The following is a 16,376-nucleotide window of genomic DNA, read 5'->3' on the forward strand; positions in this document are numbered from 1 at the left end:
AGGTATTTGGAAGCGTTGGGTTTGAGCGGCGACGAATGGACGGCGATAGCGCTGAGCCTGCGCGTTTCCATCGTCGCCATGCTGGTGAGCCTCCCCTTCGGCATCGGAGCTGCCCTGCTGCTTGCGCGCGGTCGCTTCTGGGGCAAATCGATCCTCAACGGCCTCATCCATATGCCGCTGATCCTGCCGCCTGTCGTCACCGGCTTCATTCTTCTCATCCTCTTCGGCCGCAAGGGGCCGATCGGGTCTTTGCTCGATCAATATCTCGGTATCGTCTTCTCGTTTCGCTGGACGGGTGCGGCACTTGCCTGCGGCGTCATGGGCTTCCCGCTGATGGTCAGAAGCATCCGACTGTCGGTCGAAGCCGTCGACCGCAAGCTCGAAGAGGCGGCTGGCACGCTGGGCGCCAGCCCCGTCTGGACCTTTCTGACGGTCACCCTGCCGCTGATCCTGCCCGGGATCATCGCCGGCATGATCCTTTCTTTTGCCAAGGCCATGGGCGAGTTCGGCGCCACCATCACCTTCGTTTCCAACATTCCCGGCGAGACCCAGACCCTGTCTTCGGCCATCTACACCTTCACCCAGGTTCCCGGCGGCGATGCCGGCGCCCTGCGGTTGACCATCGTCGCCATCGTCATTTCCATGGCGGCCCTGCTCGCTTCGGAATTCCTTGCCTACCTCGCCGGTCGAAGGGTGGATTTCGAATGACGCTCTCGGTCGATATCCGCCACCGCCTCGGCGCCTTTTCGCTGGAGGCCGCATTCACCTCCGATGGCGGCGTGACCGCCCTTTTCGGCCGATCCGGATCCGGTAAGACTTCGATCGTCCGCATTATTGCCGGCCTCATCCGGCCCGATCACGGCCGCATCAGCCTCGACGATACGGTACTTGCCGATACCGGCAGGCAGATCTTCGTGCCGCGCCACCGCCGCCGCTTCGGCTATGTCTTCCAGGAAGCGCGCCTATTTCCGCATCTTTCGGTGCGGCAGAACCTCAATTACGGCCGCTGGTTCGCGCCTCGGAACGAGCGCGGCGAAAGCTTTGACGGCGTCGTCGACCTCCTCGACATCGGCGCGCTGCTCGACCGTAGGCCAGCCAAGCTTTCCGGCGGCGAGAAGCAGCGCGTCGCGATCGGCCGCGCCCTGCTCTCCTCCCCGCGGCTCCTCTTGATGGATGAGCCGCTTGCCGCGCTCGACGAAGCCCGCAAGGCCGAAATCCTGCCCTATCTCGAGCGGCTGCGTGACGAGACCAAGATACCCATTATCTATGTCAGCCACTCGATCGCCGAAGTGGCGCGGCTCGCCAACCGCGTCGTCGTCATGCGCGACGGCAAGGTAGAGACGATAGGTGCCGCCGTCGATATTTTCAGCCAGCTATCCGGCCCGCTGGCGGCCGACCGCCGCGAAGCCGGTGTGCTCCTGGAAGGCCGCGTGGAATTGATGGACGATCGACATCATCTGACCATTGTTGCCCTGAAGACGGCAAAACTGGTCGTGCCGGGCCAGGCAGCCGCTCTCGGCAAGGCCGTGCGCGTCCATATTCCCGCCCGCGACGTCATGCTGGCAACGACACGGCCCGAGGGCCTCAGCGCCCTAAATATTCTCGATGGAGAAGTGTTGGAGATTGGTACGGCTGCCGACGGAACGGCGGAAGTCAGGGTCGATTGCGGCGGCGACATCGTAACCGCCCGCATCACGCAATTCTCAGCCGAGCGGCTGGGATTGCGCATTGGCTTGCCGATCCATGCGGTCATCAAGACGGTGGCGCTCGAGTACTAGAGCCGGATGATTTTAGGTCTATTCGACCTAAAATCTGAATCCGCTCTAGAATCAAAGAAGGAGGGCGTGATGTCGTCCGAAAACCGCCTACACTTTTCGGCATCACGCTCTAGATTGATCAGGATTTATCGGCCGTGCTGCGGTTGGCTTCCAGCCAGCTCAGATCGTCGGCTATTGCCGCGCGCAACGTCGTTTCCATGCCGCGAAAGCGGCGCAGCAACTCCTCGCCGAATGGAGTCAAGACAGCCCCTCCGCCCTTCTGCCCGCCGCGTTGAGATTCCACCACCGGCTCGCGGAACATATGGTTCAGTTCGCTGATGAGCAGCCAGGCCCGACGGTAAGACATATCCATGGCACGGCCGGCAGCCGAGATCGAACCGGTCTCCTGAATATGTTCGAGAAGCTCCATCTTGCCGTGCCCAAGTCGGTCCTGCTCCGAAAAGCTGATACGGAGAACGGGCTTCAGCGATGGCTGCGGAGCGTCTGTCATGGCACCTGTAACCGTTTGGTCTGCCGAGCATGATGCCGAAAAGTGCGATCGGTTTTCGGACGACATCGTGCTCTATCATTTAATGCTAGCGCGGATTCAGATTTCAGGCCAATTCGAGCTGAAATCTCGATCCGCGCTGGTGTATACGCGGCCTTCGCCTGCCTGTACATGCCGGCAGGAATGGACAAGCGGCGGCATCGGCCTATCTGATCTTCAATGTAAAAGGCGCGCCTGCATCCGAACTCCGCGCGCGAATGGGGATCGTGCGGGAATTCGACTTTCGCGGGAAAGGGAAAACCTATGCCGGCCTATATCATCTCCGACGTCACGGCGAAGGATGCCGAAGCCTTCCAGATCTACCGGACCCGCGCTGCCGCCTCCATAGCCCATTATGGCGGGCGCTACCTGGTCCGCGGCGGCCCGATCGAACAACTGGAGGGCGATTGGTCGCCGCAAGCCCTCGTGATCGTGGAGTTTCCCGACATTGAGCGGGCCAAAGCCTGGTATGGTTCGTCGGAATACGCAACTGCCCTCGACATTCGCGACAAGGCCCTCGGCCGCAACCTCATTCTTGTCGAAGGAGTGAGCCGGGCGACCTGATTTTTGGCCCTCAGTGCGAATATTCACCCATATTTGGTGCGAAAGAGCCCTATCCAGGCACAAATCCTTGTCTTGAACGCCTCAAGATGGCCGTTGGCGTCTTGAAACCTTAATGCTTTGATGCCTATCTTTATGACGTGGTCGACTCAGATCACATCCGTGCATGTTCTGTTACTCAAGGAAGGAAGAGCACTGACAACAGTACACGCCAAGGGAAGAACGCCTGTCGTTATCCCGAAGAGCTCGGAACGTGGCGCCGATGCCGCTGCCCGCGCCCTGCAAGCCGTCCTCGTGAGCCTCGAGGATTCCAAGGCCGAAAATATCGTTACCATCGACATTGCTGGCAAGTCTGCGCTTGGAGACCACATGGTCGTCGTCTCCGGCCGATCGAACCGTCATGTCGTGGCGATTGCCGACCATCTCATGACCGATCTCAAGGGCGAGGGCTTCGGCAATGCCCGCGTCGAGGGTCTCGATGGCGGCGACTGGGTGTTGATCGACACCGGCGACATCATCGTTCATGTCTTCCGACCCGAGATCCGCGAGTTCTACAACATCGAAAAGATGTGGGCCGCACCCGATCTCGACGAAGGCACGCTGCACTAGCCGAGCCAAGGCATTTCCAGGAAAAGCGCGCAGCGCTTTTCCGTCCGGAATGCGAAAATGCTTTAAGGGCGCTTTCCCGGCTCCCGTTGGCAGCTTTACCATCGCCGGACATGAGCTTCCGGCAAGAGTTTCGTTTTGTGCCGCCATGACGGCGGATATGCTTGGGAGCGGGAATGCGGATAGGTCTTTTTGCGGTGGGACGGTTGAAGGCCGGCCCGGAAAAGGATCTTGCGGCCCGCTATCTCGACCGTTTCGCCAAGGCCGGGCCGGCGATCGGCTTGGAAATGGCGCGCATGACCGAGGTTGCCGAAAGCCGCGCCTCCAATAGCGAGACGCGCAAGCGCGAAGAGGCGGGCCTGCTGCAGAAGGCGCATCCCGAAGGCGGCGTCCTCATCCTTCTCGACGAACGCGGCAAGGCGCTCGATAGCGAAGCCTTTGCCGCCATGCTCGGGACATACCGTGATCATGGCAAACGCGACCTGACGATCGCCATCGGAGGCGCCGATGGCCTCGACCCATCCCTTTACGACAAGGCCGACATGACCATATGCTTGGGCAAGCTGACCTGGCCGCACCAGCTCGTGCGCATCCTGATTGCCGAGCAGCTCTACCGCGCCGTCACCATCCTCTCCGGTCATCCCTATCACAGGGTGTGAACGTCCCATTCCATTTCGAAAACAGTTTGGCTTTCGGTCATTTTGCGTTAACGAAACGCTCACATAGGCGTGTTTTGATTCACGCCCTGAAAATGACGATGCTTCCTAGAGCAATTTCAGGAAAAGTGCTGAGCACTTTTCCTGAAATTGCGAGACAACAAAAAGATGGAGCGGTTCAGAGATTTTCTGAAGAGCTGAACCGCTCTAGCCGATCGCGGCAAATCAGCCTATTTTCACGCGATCCGAAGGGACCAGGCCCGAACCGACTGGATGAGAAAAGCCCAGCCCATGCTTTCCCGTCTTCTGCTGCCACCCCTGGCGGCATGTCTCGGTGTGGCCGCCTATGTGGCCGGTTCTTTCCCTTTGCTGGCTGTGGCCGTAGCGCAGGAGGCCGAGACCACCGCACCGCAGGCGCCCGACGATCGTGCCGCAACATCGGCACCGGTGCCGTCGGCGCAGCAGGCGCCCGACCCAGCAGCGGATCTCGCGCGCAAACGAGACGAAACCCGCGCCCAGCTCGACGAACTGTCGAAGACGATCAATCTCTCCTCCGACAAGACGAAAGAGCTGGAAGACAGCATCGCCTCCCTCGACAAGAGCACCGACAGCCTGCGCCAGGCGCTGATCGACAGCGCCGCCCGCCGCAAGGAGCTGGACCGTAAGATCCAGCGGAGCGAGAAGACGCTGACGGATCTTGCCGTCAAGGAAGGCAAGATTCGCGCTTCCCTGCATGGTCGCCGCGCCCTGCTGGCCGAAGTGCTGGGCGCTCTCGAGCGCATGGGCCGCAACCCGCCGCCGGCGCTGCTGGTGACGCCGGACGATGCACTCGCCTCGGTACGCAGCGCCATTCTTCTCGGCGCCGTCGTGCCCGGTATGCGCCAGGAGACCGACAAGCTCATCGCCGATCTCACCGATCTCAGCAAGCTGCATGCCGACGCGGCCGCCGAAAAGGCGAGCTTCACCACCACCATGACCAACAGTCTGGAGGAGGAGCGGCGCATGGATCTGCTGATTGCCGAGAACGATAAGCACAGCAAGGAGAATGCCGCCCAGCTCGAGAGCGAACGCAAGCGCGCAGAGGAACTGGCGGGCAAGGCAACCAGCCTGGAAGGCCTCGTGTCCTCTCTCGAAAGCCAGATCGGCTCGGTGCGCGATGCCGCGGCCGCGGCCCGCGCGGAAGAGGCGCGCCGGGCGCAGATGACCGAACAGCAGCGCGAGCAAGCGAAAGCCCTGGCCGAGAACGGTGTGCCCGATAAAAACCGCATTACGCCCGCATATCCCTTCTCGGACCTTAAACAGAAGTTGGAGCTGCCCGTGGCGGGCGATACCCTCCGCCAGTTCGGCGACGACGACGGCACCGGTCATACGGCGATGGGGTTGACCATTGCGACGGGTCCGGAAGCGCTCGTCACGGCTCCCGCCGACGGCACGGTTGTCTACGCCGGCGCGTTTCGCAGCTACGGTCAGATGATCATTCTGGATACGGGCGACGGTTACCACATGGTGCTGTCGGGAATGGACGCGATCAAGACGCGTCCGGGTAGATTTGTCTTCGCTGGCGAACCGCTTGCCACGATGGGCCTAAAAAGAGTCGCGAGTGCGACCGCTTTGGCGCTGGAAACGGATCGGCCAACGCTTTACATTGAATTCAGAAAAGATGGAAAACCGGTCGATTCTCGACCTTGGTGGACCTCCAAAGACACTGGAAAGGCACGCAATGATACGTAGGGCTTCTCTTGTTCTCGTCGGCGCATTGATGGGTGCGACCGCGATGGGCGTTATCTACTCGGCGGTAGCGCCGGCGGAAGCCGCTGGCACTTCCACCTACAAGGAATTGTCGATTTTCGGCGACGTCTTTGAGCGCGTTCGCGCGCAGTACGTGACACCGCCGCAGGAAGACAAGCTTGTCGAAGCCGCCATCAATGGCATGCTGACCTCTCTGGACCCGCATTCGAGCTACATGAATGCCAAGGACGCCGAAGACATGCGCACCCAGACCAAGGGTGAATTCGGCGGTCTCGGCATCGAAGTGACGATGGACAACGACCTCGTCAAGGTCATTACCCCGATCGACGATACCCCTGCCGCCAAGGCCGGCGTTCTCGCCGGCGACTACATCACCGCGATCGACGGCCAGTCCGTTCGCGGCCTGAAGCTGGAAGACGCCGTCGAGAAGATGCGCGGCCCGGTCAAGACGCCGATCAAGCTCACCCTGATGCGCAAAGGCGCCGACAAGCCGATCGAACTCACCGTTATTCGCGACGTGATCGCGGTTGCCGCCGTCAAGTCGCGCGAGGAAGGCGGCGATGTCGGCTATATCCGCATCATCTCCTTTACGGAAAAGACGACGCCGGACCTCGAAGCCGCGATCGCGAAGATCAAGAAGGATATTCCGGCGGACAAGCTGAAGGGCTATGTCCTCGACCTGCGCCTCAACCCCGGCGGCCTGCTCGACCAGGCAATCAATGTCGCCGACGATGTGCTCCAACGTGGCGAGATCGTTTCCACGCGCGGCCGCAATCCGGACGAGACCCGGCGCTTCAACGCCACGCCCGGCGATCTGACTGACGGTAAGCCGATCATCGTGCTCACCAACGGCGGCTCGGCTTCCGCTTCTGAAATCGTCGCCGGCGCCCTGCAGGACCTGCGTCGCGCCACCGTCCTCGGCACGCAGTCCTTCGGCAAGGGCTCCGTCCAGACGATCATCCCGCTGGGCGATGGCAACGGCGCGCTTCGCCTGACGACGGCGCTCTACTATACGCCCTCGGGCCGCTCGATTCAGGGCACCGGCATCACGCCTGACATTAAGGTCGACCAGCCGCTGCCCGATGATCTGAAGGGCAAGCTGACGACGGAAGGCGAGTCCAGCCTGCCGGGTCACATCAAGGGCCAGAGCGAAACCGACAAGGGCTCAGGCTCTTCGGCCTATGTGCCGCCGGATCCGAAGGACGATATCCAGCTCAACTACGCGCTCGACCTGCTGCGCGGCGCCAAGACGGATCCATCCTTCCCGCCGAACCCGGAAAAGGCAGTTTCCTCCAAGTAAGGAGATGGCGCCGGGCTGGAAACAGACCCGGCGCTTTCATAAGCGGCGAGCGGGATTGCGTACCGTTCCGCTCTCCTCGACCGAATGAAATCGGCCTTGTTCAAAAGCAGCTTTGTTCATGTTCCAACGCATGTCGCGCAAAAGCGTGCGGCGGTTTTGCGATAGCGACATGCACAAAATCAAGAGCTTAAGCGCAAGGAGCGAATCTGAAAGATCGCGACGCGCTTTAGCACTTTGATGCGGGCATTTTGCCGCTCGGCGGCGAAGGACATGCTCGAGGCCGATACAGTTTTCCGCTTGGAGTGGATAGGACCTTTGGGAACGGATCTGCATGCACCGTTGGGACAGAATCGCCGCCCCGGCCGCCAGCGGCGTCTTCCACCCTTTGGGCGCATTCTCGGCGGCCTCTGTCTGATCTCGATTGCCTGCTTCTCCCTCTATTCGGCACTGCAACGAGACGAGCTTCAGAAAACCCGGCCGGTCGAAACCGCGAAGAAGGAAGAGCCCGCGCCGCCAGCCGAAGCCAAGCCGGCGCCGAACGGCCAGTCGGCGCTGACCCAGGTTGATCCGCAATCCGGCGCCAATACGACGAGAGTCGTCACCGATGACGGTTCTATCGTCACCATGTTCAGCCCCAGCAATCGCGACGGCAGCGGCCCCGTATTGATCAATGCCAATCAGGTGGGCCAGGACCCGCGCATGGCGGCGACGCCGAACGAGAGCCTCCTCGAGGATTCGCCCTTCGGCAAGCTGCCGATCATTTCATCGAGCGGCCTGCGGCCGATGGATCAATATGCGCGGCCCTGGTCCGGCGCCCGCGGCACGCGCATCGCCATCGTCGTTAGCGGCCTCGGCCTTAGCCAGACCGGCACCCAGCGCGCCATCGAGAAGCTGCCGGAGGAAATCACGCTCGCCTTTGCCGCCAGCGGCAACAGCTTGCAGCGCTGGATGCAGGACGCAAGGCGCGGCGGCCACGAAATCCTCATCCAGGTGCCCTTCGAGCCTTTCGACTATCCCAGCAACAATCCCGGACCGGACACGCTGCTGACCTCATTGTCATCGGCGAAGAATATCGACAACCTGCACCAGGCGATGGGCAAGATCACCAATTATACCGGTATCATGAACTATCTCGGCGGCCGCTTCCTTGCCAATCCCAATGCCCTGGAGCCGGTTCTGCGCGATGTCGGCAAACGCGGCCTGCTGTTCCTGGACGATGGCTCTTCGGCGCAATCGAAATCCGGAACGCTGTCGAAGACGCTGGAAGTACCGCATGCCTTTGCCGATATCCAGCTCGACGGAGAGCTGCAGCAGGAGGCGATCCGGAAAAAGCTCGATGAGCTGGAGCGCATTGCCCGCCGCAATGGTTCGGCGATTGGTGTTGCCTCCGCTTTCGACGAGAGCGTCGACGCCATCAGCAAATGGAGTGAGGAAGCCGCCATGCGCGGCATAGAAATCGTTGCTGTCTCGGCGCTTGCCGAAGACCCGAAACATCCCTGATCCTTGGAGAGAAAGATGAGCACGCCCCACGCCCCCGTGAGAGCCGAAGACCTGCCTTACCGTCCCTGTGTCGGCATCATGATCCTGAACCGGGATGGGATGGTCTGGGCCGGACGTCGCATTCCAGTCGGCAATTCGGAATATGACGGCTCGCCGCAGCTCTGGCAGATGCCGCAAGGCGGCATAGACGAAGGCGAAGATCCATTGAAAGCCGCCTATCGCGAGCTCTACGAGGAAACGGGTATGAAAACCGTGACCCTGCTTGCGGAAGCGAAGGACTGGATCAACTACGATTTGCCGCCGCAGCTGATCGGTGTCGGCCTCAAAGGGAAGTTTCGCGGCCAGACGCAGCGCTGGTTTGCCTTCCGCTTCGATGGCGACGAAAGCGAGATCGCCATCAACCCGCCGCCGGGCGGCCATGAGCCGGAATTCGATGCCTGGGAGTGGAAGCCGATGGCAACGCTGCCCGAACTGATCGTCACCTTCAAGCGATCGGTCTACGAACAGGTCATTTCAGAGTTCACCCATCTCGCCGGCCTGAAGGCTGAAGACTGAACCGGAAAGACCGGCCGCAAATGCGGCCGGTTCTGCAAGGCGTGGGTTATTCCGCGGAATCGGCGGAGTCGGCGTTGAGCTGGCCGTATTTGGCTTCACCGATCTTCCCAAGCAGATCGAGCTGCGTTTCCAGGAAGTCGATATGGCCTTCCTCGTCTGCCAAGAGCTCTTCGAACAGCTTCATCGAAACATAGTCGCCGGCATCGTGACAGATATCGCGTGATTTCTTGTAGGCCGTGCGGGCGTCGTATTCGCCGGCGAGATCGGCTTCCAGCACTTCCTTGACATTCTGGCCGATACGCAGCGGCGCCAGCGTCTGCAGGTTCGGATGACCTTCGAGAAAGATGATGCGGGCAACGAGACGATCGGCGTGCTGCATTTCCTCGATGGATTCAGCGCGCTCCTTTTTGGCAAGCTTGGTATAGCCCCAGTCTTCGAGGAGTCGATAGTGAACCCAATACTGATTGACTGCGCCAAGCTCGAGAAACAGCGCCTCGTTAAGCCGCTCGATGACTTTTTTGTCGCCTTTCAATGTCCGCTCTCCTGTTGTCTTCATGAAATTTTTTCAGGCGGGACATGAAATCAAATATTTCAGTTTCCGTCGAGTGGCGACGGGCATGATAATCTTCGGTTGTCTGTATAATGATATCAACGACATTCGGGAAACAGCCGCAGCAGCGGCCGCGCTTTTCCATCGCGTGATAAACCTTAGCAGGAACGATAAGCTGCCAACAGTCCTGGTCCAGGAACTCGTTGATGACGTCCCTGATTTCCTTGTCGGTGATATAATTACAGCTACAAACCAGCATTCTTCGCTCAGCCCGTCAAACATGACATCCGCTGTCTTGTTATCTGCTAAAGAAGACGCCCTTTGTCAAGAAAGAAACGATCGGAATTCATCCGCCGATTGGCTCGCTCACCTTTTGCCTGGATGCGAAGTCCGGAATTTCAATGGAAATTGCGTCCCCGCGGCATAACTCTAGCCGTTTCCCCGCCATTGCTGCGGCCTTCCGCCGCTACCCCGGCCCCGGCTTCGCGGGGCAATAGAGGGGGCTTTTCCTTCTGTCTGACATCCATGGTTGGCCGCAGCGCCTCATCCGCCCGATCACTGACGCCGAAACGCCGTGCCTCGCGCTGTAGGATGCCGAGCGCAGGCGTCATGTCCTCGATATGATCGACCACCACATGGATGACGCCGCTCTCGCTTTGCAGCCGGCCACGGATCTTCACCAGCCGCGCGCCCATGACGATGGCGCGATATTTCTCGAATTTTTTCGGCCAGACGATCGCATTGGCGACACCGGTCTCGTCCTCCAGCGTCATGAAGATCACCCCCTTGGCAGAGCCCGGCCGCTGGCGCACCAACACCAGCCCGGCGATCATCACTATCCGTCCATTGGCCACCTTGGACAAATCACGGCTTTGCACGATGCCCTGCCGCGCCAAATCGGCGCGCAGGAAGGAAACCGGGTGCGCCTTCAGCGATAGCGACAGATAGCGATAATCTTCGATGACCTGCTCGCCGGGCAGCATTTCCGGCAGCGCAACCGCCGGCTCGGCCTGCAGCTCCGCATGATCGCCGAGATCGAAGAGGGGAAGCTTTTCGGCAGCACTGCTGGCATCGAGCGCCCGCACGGCCCATAGCGCCTCCCGTCGGCTCAAGCCGATAGAACCGAACGCATCCGCATCCGCCAGGCGTTCGATCTGCGCCTTGGCAAGCCCGGAGCGCAGCCAGAGATCGCGCACCGACCGATAGCCATCGCCACGCCGCCCGACGAGCTGCTCCATTTCCTCATCGGACAGACCCTTGACCTGCCGAAAACCGAGACGGACGGCATATTGCGTCCTGATGATCTTGCGCATCGAGGCATGGCGCGGCTCGACCGCATCCTTATCGAAACATCCCTGCTCGAGCAGGCAATCCCAGCTGGAACGATTGACATCCACGGGCCGAACCTCGACGCCATGCTCGCGCGCGTCACGAACGAGCTGCGCTGGCGCATAGAAGCCCATGGGCTGGGCATTGAGGATCGCCGCGCAGAAGACGTCTGGATAATAGGCCTTGAGCCAGGAGGAGGCGTAGACAAGAAGAGCGAAGGACGCCGCATGGCTCTCGGGAAAGCCATATTCGCCGAAGCCTTCAATCTGGCTGAAACAACGCTCGGCAAAATCTTGAGGATAGCCGTTCGCGACCATGCCCGAAACCAGGTCCTTCTTGAATTCGTCGACCTTTCCCGTCCGCTTGAACGTTGCCATGGACCGGCGCAGCCGATCGGCCTTGGCGGCCGAAAATCCGGCCGCCGTAATGGCAATCTGCATCGCCTGTTCCTGAAACAGAGGCACTCCCAACGTTCTTTCCAAGACCGCCTTCAATTCGGGACGATGATACTCGATCGGTCGATTGTGAAGAACGTCATCCCGCCGCTTGAGGTAGGGGTGAACCATGTTGCCTTGGATGGGACCGGGCCGGACGATCGCCACCTCGATGACCAGATCATAGAATTTGCGAGGACGCAGGCGCGGCAGCATGCTCATCTGCGCCCGGCTTTCGATCTGGAAAACGCCGATCGTATCGGCGCGGCAGATCATGTCGTACACCGGGAATCGATCAGGATATTCGCCGCTGCCAAGATCGGCGAGCTCCTTCTTCACGTCGTAATGCAGCAGCAGCAGGTCGAAAGCCTTGGCAAGGCAGGTCAGCATACCGAGCGCAAGCACGTCGATCTTCAATATGTTGAGATTGTCGAGGTCGTCCTTGTTCCATTCGATCATGAAACGATCGTCCATCGCCGTATGCATGATCGGCACCACTTCGTCCAATCGATCCCGGGTGATGACGAAGCCTCCGACATGCTGGGTCAGATGCCGCGGAAACCCCATCAGCGTCGAGGCATAGGAAAGGACGTTCCGTGTCGTCTTATCCTTGAGATCGAGGCCGGCAATCTTCGCCTCGCGCTCGGACAGGTCTTCTGTCGACCAACCCCAGACGCCGCTCGCAAGAGCCGATTGCACATCCTCCGACAAGCCGAAGGCTTTCGCCACTTCGCGTCCGGCCGAGCGGGCCCGATAACTGGTGACCGCGGCCGTCAGCCCGGCATGCTCCTTTTTGTAATGCCTGTAGATGAACTGGATGACCTCTTCACGCTTCTCGTGCTCGAAATCGACATCGATGTCAGGTGGCTCCTCCCGTTCCGTCGATATGAAGCGCTCGAAGAGCAGGGTCGTTATTTCCGGATTGACCTCGGTAATTCTGAGGCAATAGCAAACCGTCGAATTGGCGGCCGACCCTCGTCCCTGGCACAGGATATTCTGACTACGGGCAAACATCATGATGCGGTGCACCGTCAGGAAGTAAGGCTCATATCGCCGTTCGCGAATGAGCTTGAGCTCATGATCGATCTGTTTAGCAACTTTTTCGGGGATTCCGTTGGGAAAGCGCCATTTCGCGCCTTCTCGCGTCAATCGCTCCAGCGTTTCCGAAACAGTTTCGCCATCAATGCTTTCGTCGGGATAATTATGTTTCAGCTCATCCAGCGAAAAAGACAGCCGGCTAAAGAACTTCTGCGTATTCGCGATGGCCTTCGGATAATCCCTGAAGAGGCGCGCCATCTCGGCAGCATCCTTCAGATAGCGTTCGGCATTAGCCGCGAGCCTGAAGCCGGCTTCCGCGATCGGCACATGCTCACGGATCGAAACGACGATATCGGCAAGCGGCTTGCGCTCGGTTGCGTGATAGAGCGGCTGATTGCTGGCGATCAGCCGCACGCCATTGCGCTGCGCGATGATAGAGAGCGTGGCAAAGACCAACCGATCCCGTCCGTCATAGGCTGGCGACAAGACCATATGGAACTTTCGGCCGAAGCGCATCCATAGCCGCTTCAGGCACTCCTCAAGCTTTGCCTGCCCCTCCGGCGTCTCGATGCTATCAGCATCGGGAATGAGCGCCAGCATCATCTCGTCCCCCCATTCCATAAGGTCGGCTTCTTCGAGCTGACAGGAACCTTTCTCGGCCCTGAGGTTACCGACACTCAACAGCCGGCAGAGATGTGCCCAGCCCTTGCGATTTTCCGGATAAGCAAGAATGTCAGGCGTGCCGTCGGCAAAGACCAGGCGTGCGCCGGGCTGGAAAGGGACCGGTTTCAGGAGCGGCTTTTCCGGCTGTCCCTTGGCTCGAAGCTCCAGGTTTTCCTCGATGACCCTCTTATGCTCCGCCCGGAGAACCTTAGTATGCGCATGCGCCTTGACCACGCCGGCAACCGAATTGCGGTCGGCAATTCCAAATCCGGAAAGTTTCAGGAGCGCGGCCTGTATCACCATTTCCTCCGGATGCGAGGCGCCTTCGAGAAAGGAGAAGTTCGTTCGGACCCCGATCTCGAAGAAGGGCACCGGTTCGTGAAAGCCCGGGCGCGCGTTCATGCGAAGACCCCGTGCATGTACCAGTCCGGTGCCGTTCCGCCGCGGTCATAAAGTCCCCTGCGGAACAGCCAGAAGCGATGGCCTTCCTCGTCCTCTACCTGGAAATAATCGCGTGCGGGTTCTTCCTTTTCCTCGACCCACCATTCCGCCGAAAGCCGTTCCGGTCCATCGGCCCGGCTGACCCGATGCATGACCCGCCGCCAGCGGAACTGCCGGGGAGGGCCATCAGGTACTTCGGCGGCAATAGCTTCGATCGGCTCCGGCATGCGAAACAGCCGCAGCGGTCGCTCACCGCGGAAGAAGCCATGCCCGGCATCTTCTCTGCCGATCCGGCGCTTCGAGGCGAGGATTGCCATGGCCGGCATCGGTCGTACGGCTCGTTCGGGGATATGGCTCTGCCGCAATTCGAACCCCTGCAGGCAGTCCGGTCCCAATCGCGCAGTCACCCGATCGACAAAGGCCGCGAGCGAACCGTCCTGGCGGCTGTCTCCGACGAAATCGCCTTGCATCGCGTCGAAGGGTGCGTGCTGAAGGACATTGAGGCGGACGATCTCGAAGCCATAGCCGACATCGAGATCGTCATGAATAGCGCCAAAACGCTCCGTGAACAGGCTGGCGATCCGGCTTGGCTCCCGCAGCGGCTGCGATGCGCCGGCAGCGATGCGGAAGACCGCCCCATCCACCCTGAACAACAGGAGTTCGAAGGAGCGGCCGCCGACACCGCGGGCCTCGAGCTCCGGTTTCAGCGTTTCGGCAAGCTGGCGGGCAAGCTGCAGAATATCGTCTTCCGTCTGCACCGGTTCGGCCAGCCGTCGCTCGGCCGACAATTGCGCGACCGGCCGACGCGGCGAGATCGGCTCCTCGACGAGGCCGACGGCCTGATCGAGCCGCAGGAGCAGTTGCGCGCCAAAGCGGCGGGTAAGCGGCGCGCGTGGCGCGGCCAGAAGGTCACCCACTTGCTTCAATCCCAGCTTCTGCAACGCGGCAATGGTCTCTTCACCGAGCCTCAGCGAAGCCACGGGCAGGGGCGCCAGGGCCTCTTCCATGGCTTCGGGGAGAACGATACGGCTTTCCTCAAAATGGGCGACCGCCCAGGACAGGCCGGGCGCGGAGGAAATGGCGCCGCGCACATCGAGGCCCAGCCGGGAAATCCGGATCAATATATCCTCCAGCAGCGCCTCTTCGCCGCCGAAGAGATGGGCACAGCCGGTAATATCGAGGAATAGCCCGTCCTTGCCGTCGATCGCCACCAGCGGCGTATAGCGGTCGCACCAGTCGGCGATCGCTTCTAAAAGCTTGCGATCCGCGGCGGGATCCTCCTCGACGACATCGAGGTCGGGACAGATCGCCTTCGCCTCGGCCACGCCCTGCCCCTGCTTCAGGCCGATCATCTCCGCACGCTCGTTGAGCGCGGTGAGCCGCATGGCATTGTTGAGCTTGCCGGCACAGGCGAGCGGCGGCGCTTCAAGCCTGCCTGTCGAACGCCAGGACAGGCCCCAGCGCTTGCGGGCGATCCGGTCGGTTGGCAGATGCGGGAAGGTCAGCGCCAGAATTCGCTGCGTATTCGCCGGGAAAGGCAGGGCGTTGAGTGTCGAGGACAGGGGCAAAGCGGCGGTCATGGGCATTCCACTCCAGGGTTATGGAAAGAGGCGCCGGGTTTCGGCTTTTTTCCAAGGTCAGACGAAAGGCCGGGTGACCGATGCTGCCGCCAAGCACCGATCCATCCGGCAGGGGCCGCGCCAGCGCCGGCGCGGGTTCGACGGAAAAGCGGAAGAGAGCGCTGCTTGCTTCCTCCTCGCCTCCCTGTCGCAACAGAAACAAAGGCCGCCCTGCCGCCTTGGCTCTCAGCGCCAGCCGCCGGCTTTCGGTCAGGCCGAAACGGGCCGGATTGCCGCGCACTTCCAGAATGACAACCGCAAGAGCAGCACTCCCAAGCGCTGCCTCCGCCACCCAGAGCGCGTCTTCCAGCTTGCGCGGCGACGCCTGCAGGAAAGCCTCGGGCTCCAGCCCGAAATTCCGGATGCCGATGGCATAGGGCAGGCCCGCCTCCATCGTAGCGACCGTATCGCCGATCCACAGGATCGGAGACGTGGCCGCGTCCGTACCCGAAGCTTGCGCATGCAGCCGCGCGGCAAGCGCAAGGGTAAAGCCGCTTGCCGCTCCCGCATCGCGCAGGCCGAGCGAGCGGATTTCCGTCAGCGCATCGAGCGGCACGCCACCTTGCAGGGCAGCGTCGAGATCGTCGACGCCGGTCGCAAGAAGCGCCTGCGCAGACCTAGGCTGAACGGGCGCCGGTTGGGCAGGTAGAGGCTTCGCAATGCCTGCCGATCCCATGGTCGGCTTGGCTGCTGGCATCTCATGCGCCACTGCCGCCAGTGCCGGGATCGGCCTGCCTTCCAGTCGGGCGATGGTTTCACGCAGGGCAAAAAGCGTTTCCCGCGCCACGGCAGCCTCGGCCATGACGTTCACTCCAGATTGATAATGTTCCTGTTATGTTCTTATGGATTCCAGAGCTTGATAAAAGAGTCAACACCATTTCATAAGAAAATATTCCTTTACCTAAAGTCGGATGATTTTAGGCTTCTTCGGCCTCAAATCTGAATCCGCTCTAAAATCAAAGAAGTAGAACATGATGTCGCCCGAAAACCGCTCAAGCACTTTTCGGCATCGCAGCCTAATCCGCTCTCGTAAAAGCTGCGCAAAGTCTCTATATGACCAGCTAAGGAAGG

The 16,376-nt window shown here is 60.7% G+C and carries 14 protein-coding genes and 1 pseudogene; 9 read left to right on the top strand and 6 right to left on the bottom strand.

Annotation, left to right across the window (positions count from 1 at the left end; genetic code table 11):
* The first annotated feature begins 6 nt into the window (after window positions 1-6).
* Window positions 7-708: a molybdate ABC transporter permease subunit gene (gene modB, locus HGP12_RS25755; protein WP_168841953.1), complete on the top strand. Its 702-nt coding sequence runs from the start codon at window positions 7-9 to the stop codon at window positions 706-708.
* The gene (modC, locus tag HGP12_RS25760) at window positions 705-1,778 is read left to right on the top strand and encodes a molybdenum ABC transporter ATP-binding protein (RefSeq protein ID WP_168841952.1); all 1,074 of its coding nucleotides are present in this window, start codon (window positions 705-707) and stop codon (window positions 1,776-1,778) included. The genes modB and modC overlap by 4 nt, the downstream gene beginning before the upstream one ends.
* Before the next feature lie 118 nt (window positions 1,779-1,896).
* Here modC and HGP12_RS25765 read toward each other — a convergent pair whose 3' ends face one another.
* The gene (locus HGP12_RS25765; protein ID WP_168841951.1) at window positions 1,897-2,268 is read right to left on the bottom strand and encodes a winged helix-turn-helix domain-containing protein; all 372 of its coding nucleotides are present in this window, start codon (window positions 2,266-2,268) and stop codon (window positions 1,897-1,899) included.
* A 300-nt stretch (window positions 2,269-2,568) separates the two neighbouring features.
* Between HGP12_RS25765 and HGP12_RS25770 the strand changes: the two genes are divergently transcribed.
* From HGP12_RS25770 to HGP12_RS25800, 7 genes and pseudogenes are all read left to right on the top strand, one after another.
* Entirely contained in the window at window positions 2,569-2,868 is a 300-nt protein-coding gene (locus HGP12_RS25770; protein WP_168841950.1) for a DUF1330 domain-containing protein, read from the top strand.
* A gap of 163 nt (window positions 2,869-3,031) precedes the next feature.
* A pseudogene (gene rsfS, locus HGP12_RS25775) lies at window positions 3,032-3,474 on the top strand (ribosome silencing factor).
* Window positions 3,475-3,647: 173 nt separating this feature from the next.
* Window positions 3,648-4,130, top strand: a complete 483-nt coding sequence (gene rlmH, locus HGP12_RS25780; RefSeq protein ID WP_168841948.1) for a 23S rRNA (pseudouridine(1915)-N(3))-methyltransferase RlmH — start codon at window positions 3,648-3,650, stop codon at window positions 4,128-4,130.
* A 288-nt stretch (window positions 4,131-4,418) separates the two neighbouring features.
* On the top strand, window positions 4,419-5,858 hold the full coding sequence (locus tag HGP12_RS25785; RefSeq protein ID WP_168841947.1) for a murein hydrolase activator EnvC: 1,440 nt from the start codon (window positions 4,419-4,421) through the stop codon (window positions 5,856-5,858).
* Window positions 5,848-7,176: a S41 family peptidase gene (locus HGP12_RS25790; RefSeq protein ID WP_168841946.1), complete on the top strand. Its 1,329-nt coding sequence runs from the start codon at window positions 5,848-5,850 to the stop codon at window positions 7,174-7,176. The genes HGP12_RS25785 and HGP12_RS25790 overlap by 11 nt, the downstream gene beginning before the upstream one ends.
* A gap of 315 nt (window positions 7,177-7,491) precedes the next feature.
* Complete coding sequence (locus HGP12_RS25795) at window positions 7,492-8,676, top strand: divergent polysaccharide deacetylase family protein (RefSeq protein ID WP_168841945.1); 1,185 nt, start codon at window positions 7,492-7,494, stop codon at window positions 8,674-8,676.
* Between the two features lie 15 nt (window positions 8,677-8,691).
* Window positions 8,692-9,231 (top strand): RNA pyrophosphohydrolase, encoded by a 540-nt coding sequence (locus tag HGP12_RS25800; RefSeq protein ID WP_168841944.1) that lies wholly within the window; start codon window positions 8,692-8,694, stop codon window positions 9,229-9,231.
* A 46-nt stretch (window positions 9,232-9,277) separates the two neighbouring features.
* Here HGP12_RS25800 and bfr read toward each other — a convergent pair whose 3' ends face one another.
* The 5 genes from bfr to HGP12_RS34205 form a co-directional block, all read right to left on the bottom strand.
* Window positions 9,278-9,763 carry a bacterioferritin gene (bfr, locus tag HGP12_RS25805; RefSeq protein WP_149637944.1) on the bottom strand — a complete coding sequence of 162 codons (486 nt, stop codon included), beginning with the start codon at window positions 9,761-9,763 and terminating at the stop codon, window positions 9,278-9,280.
* Window positions 9,729-10,040, bottom strand: a complete 312-nt coding sequence (locus HGP12_RS25810; protein ID WP_168841943.1) for a (2Fe-2S)-binding protein — start codon at window positions 10,038-10,040, stop codon at window positions 9,729-9,731. The genes bfr and HGP12_RS25810 overlap by 35 nt, the downstream gene beginning before the upstream one ends.
* Before the next feature lie 139 nt (window positions 10,041-10,179).
* The gene (locus HGP12_RS25815) at window positions 10,180-13,647 is read right to left on the bottom strand and encodes an error-prone DNA polymerase (RefSeq protein WP_168841942.1); all 3,468 of its coding nucleotides are present in this window, start codon (window positions 13,645-13,647) and stop codon (window positions 10,180-10,182) included.
* Complete coding sequence (locus tag HGP12_RS25820) at window positions 13,644-15,071, bottom strand: Y-family DNA polymerase (RefSeq protein WP_246703536.1); 1,428 nt, start codon at window positions 15,069-15,071, stop codon at window positions 13,644-13,646. Before HGP12_RS25820 ends, HGP12_RS25815 begins: the two co-directional genes overlap by 4 nt.
* A 40-nt stretch (window positions 15,072-15,111) precedes the next feature.
* Complete coding sequence (locus tag HGP12_RS34205; RefSeq protein ID WP_246703532.1) at window positions 15,112-16,107, bottom strand: ImuA family protein; 996 nt, start codon at window positions 16,105-16,107, stop codon at window positions 15,112-15,114.
* Window positions 16,108-16,376: the final 269 nt, after the last annotated feature.

The organism is Rhizobium sp. P28RR-XV, from assembly GCF_012641385.1.
GTDB lineage: Bacteria > Pseudomonadota > Alphaproteobacteria > Rhizobiales > Rhizobiaceae > Rhizobium.

Coding starts and splice junctions, on each gene's coding strand:
- HGP12_RS25815 (WP_168841942.1), bottom strand. CDS start 13,647: ATGAACGCGCGCCCGGGCTTTCACGAACCGGTGCCCTTCTTCGAGATC.
- HGP12_RS25820 (WP_246703536.1), bottom strand. CDS start 15,071: ATGCGGCTCACCGCGCTCAACGAGCGTGCGGAGATGATCGGCCTGAAG.
- HGP12_RS25765 (WP_168841951.1), bottom strand. CDS start 2,268: ATGACAGACGCTCCGCAGCCATCGCTGAAGCCCGTTCTCCGTATCAGC.
- modC (WP_168841952.1), top strand. CDS start 705: ATGACGCTCTCGGTCGATATCCGCCACCGCCTCGGCGCCTTTTCGCTG.
- HGP12_RS25770 (WP_168841950.1), top strand. CDS start 2,569: ATGCCGGCCTATATCATCTCCGACGTCACGGCGAAGGATGCCGAAGCC.
- HGP12_RS25800 (WP_168841944.1), top strand. CDS start 8,692: ATGAGCACGCCCCACGCCCCCGTGAGAGCCGAAGACCTGCCTTACCGT.
- HGP12_RS25785 (WP_168841947.1), top strand. CDS start 4,419: ATGCTTTCCCGTCTTCTGCTGCCACCCCTGGCGGCATGTCTCGGTGTG.
- rlmH (WP_168841948.1), top strand. CDS start 3,648: ATGCGGATAGGTCTTTTTGCGGTGGGACGGTTGAAGGCCGGCCCGGAA.
- HGP12_RS25810 (WP_168841943.1), bottom strand. CDS start 10,040: ATGCTGGTTTGTAGCTGTAATTATATCACCGACAAGGAAATCAGGGAC.
- HGP12_RS34205 (WP_246703532.1), bottom strand. CDS start 16,107: ATGGCCGAGGCTGCCGTGGCGCGGGAAACGCTTTTTGCCCTGCGTGAA.
- HGP12_RS25790 (WP_168841946.1), top strand. CDS start 5,848: ATGATACGTAGGGCTTCTCTTGTTCTCGTCGGCGCATTGATGGGTGCG.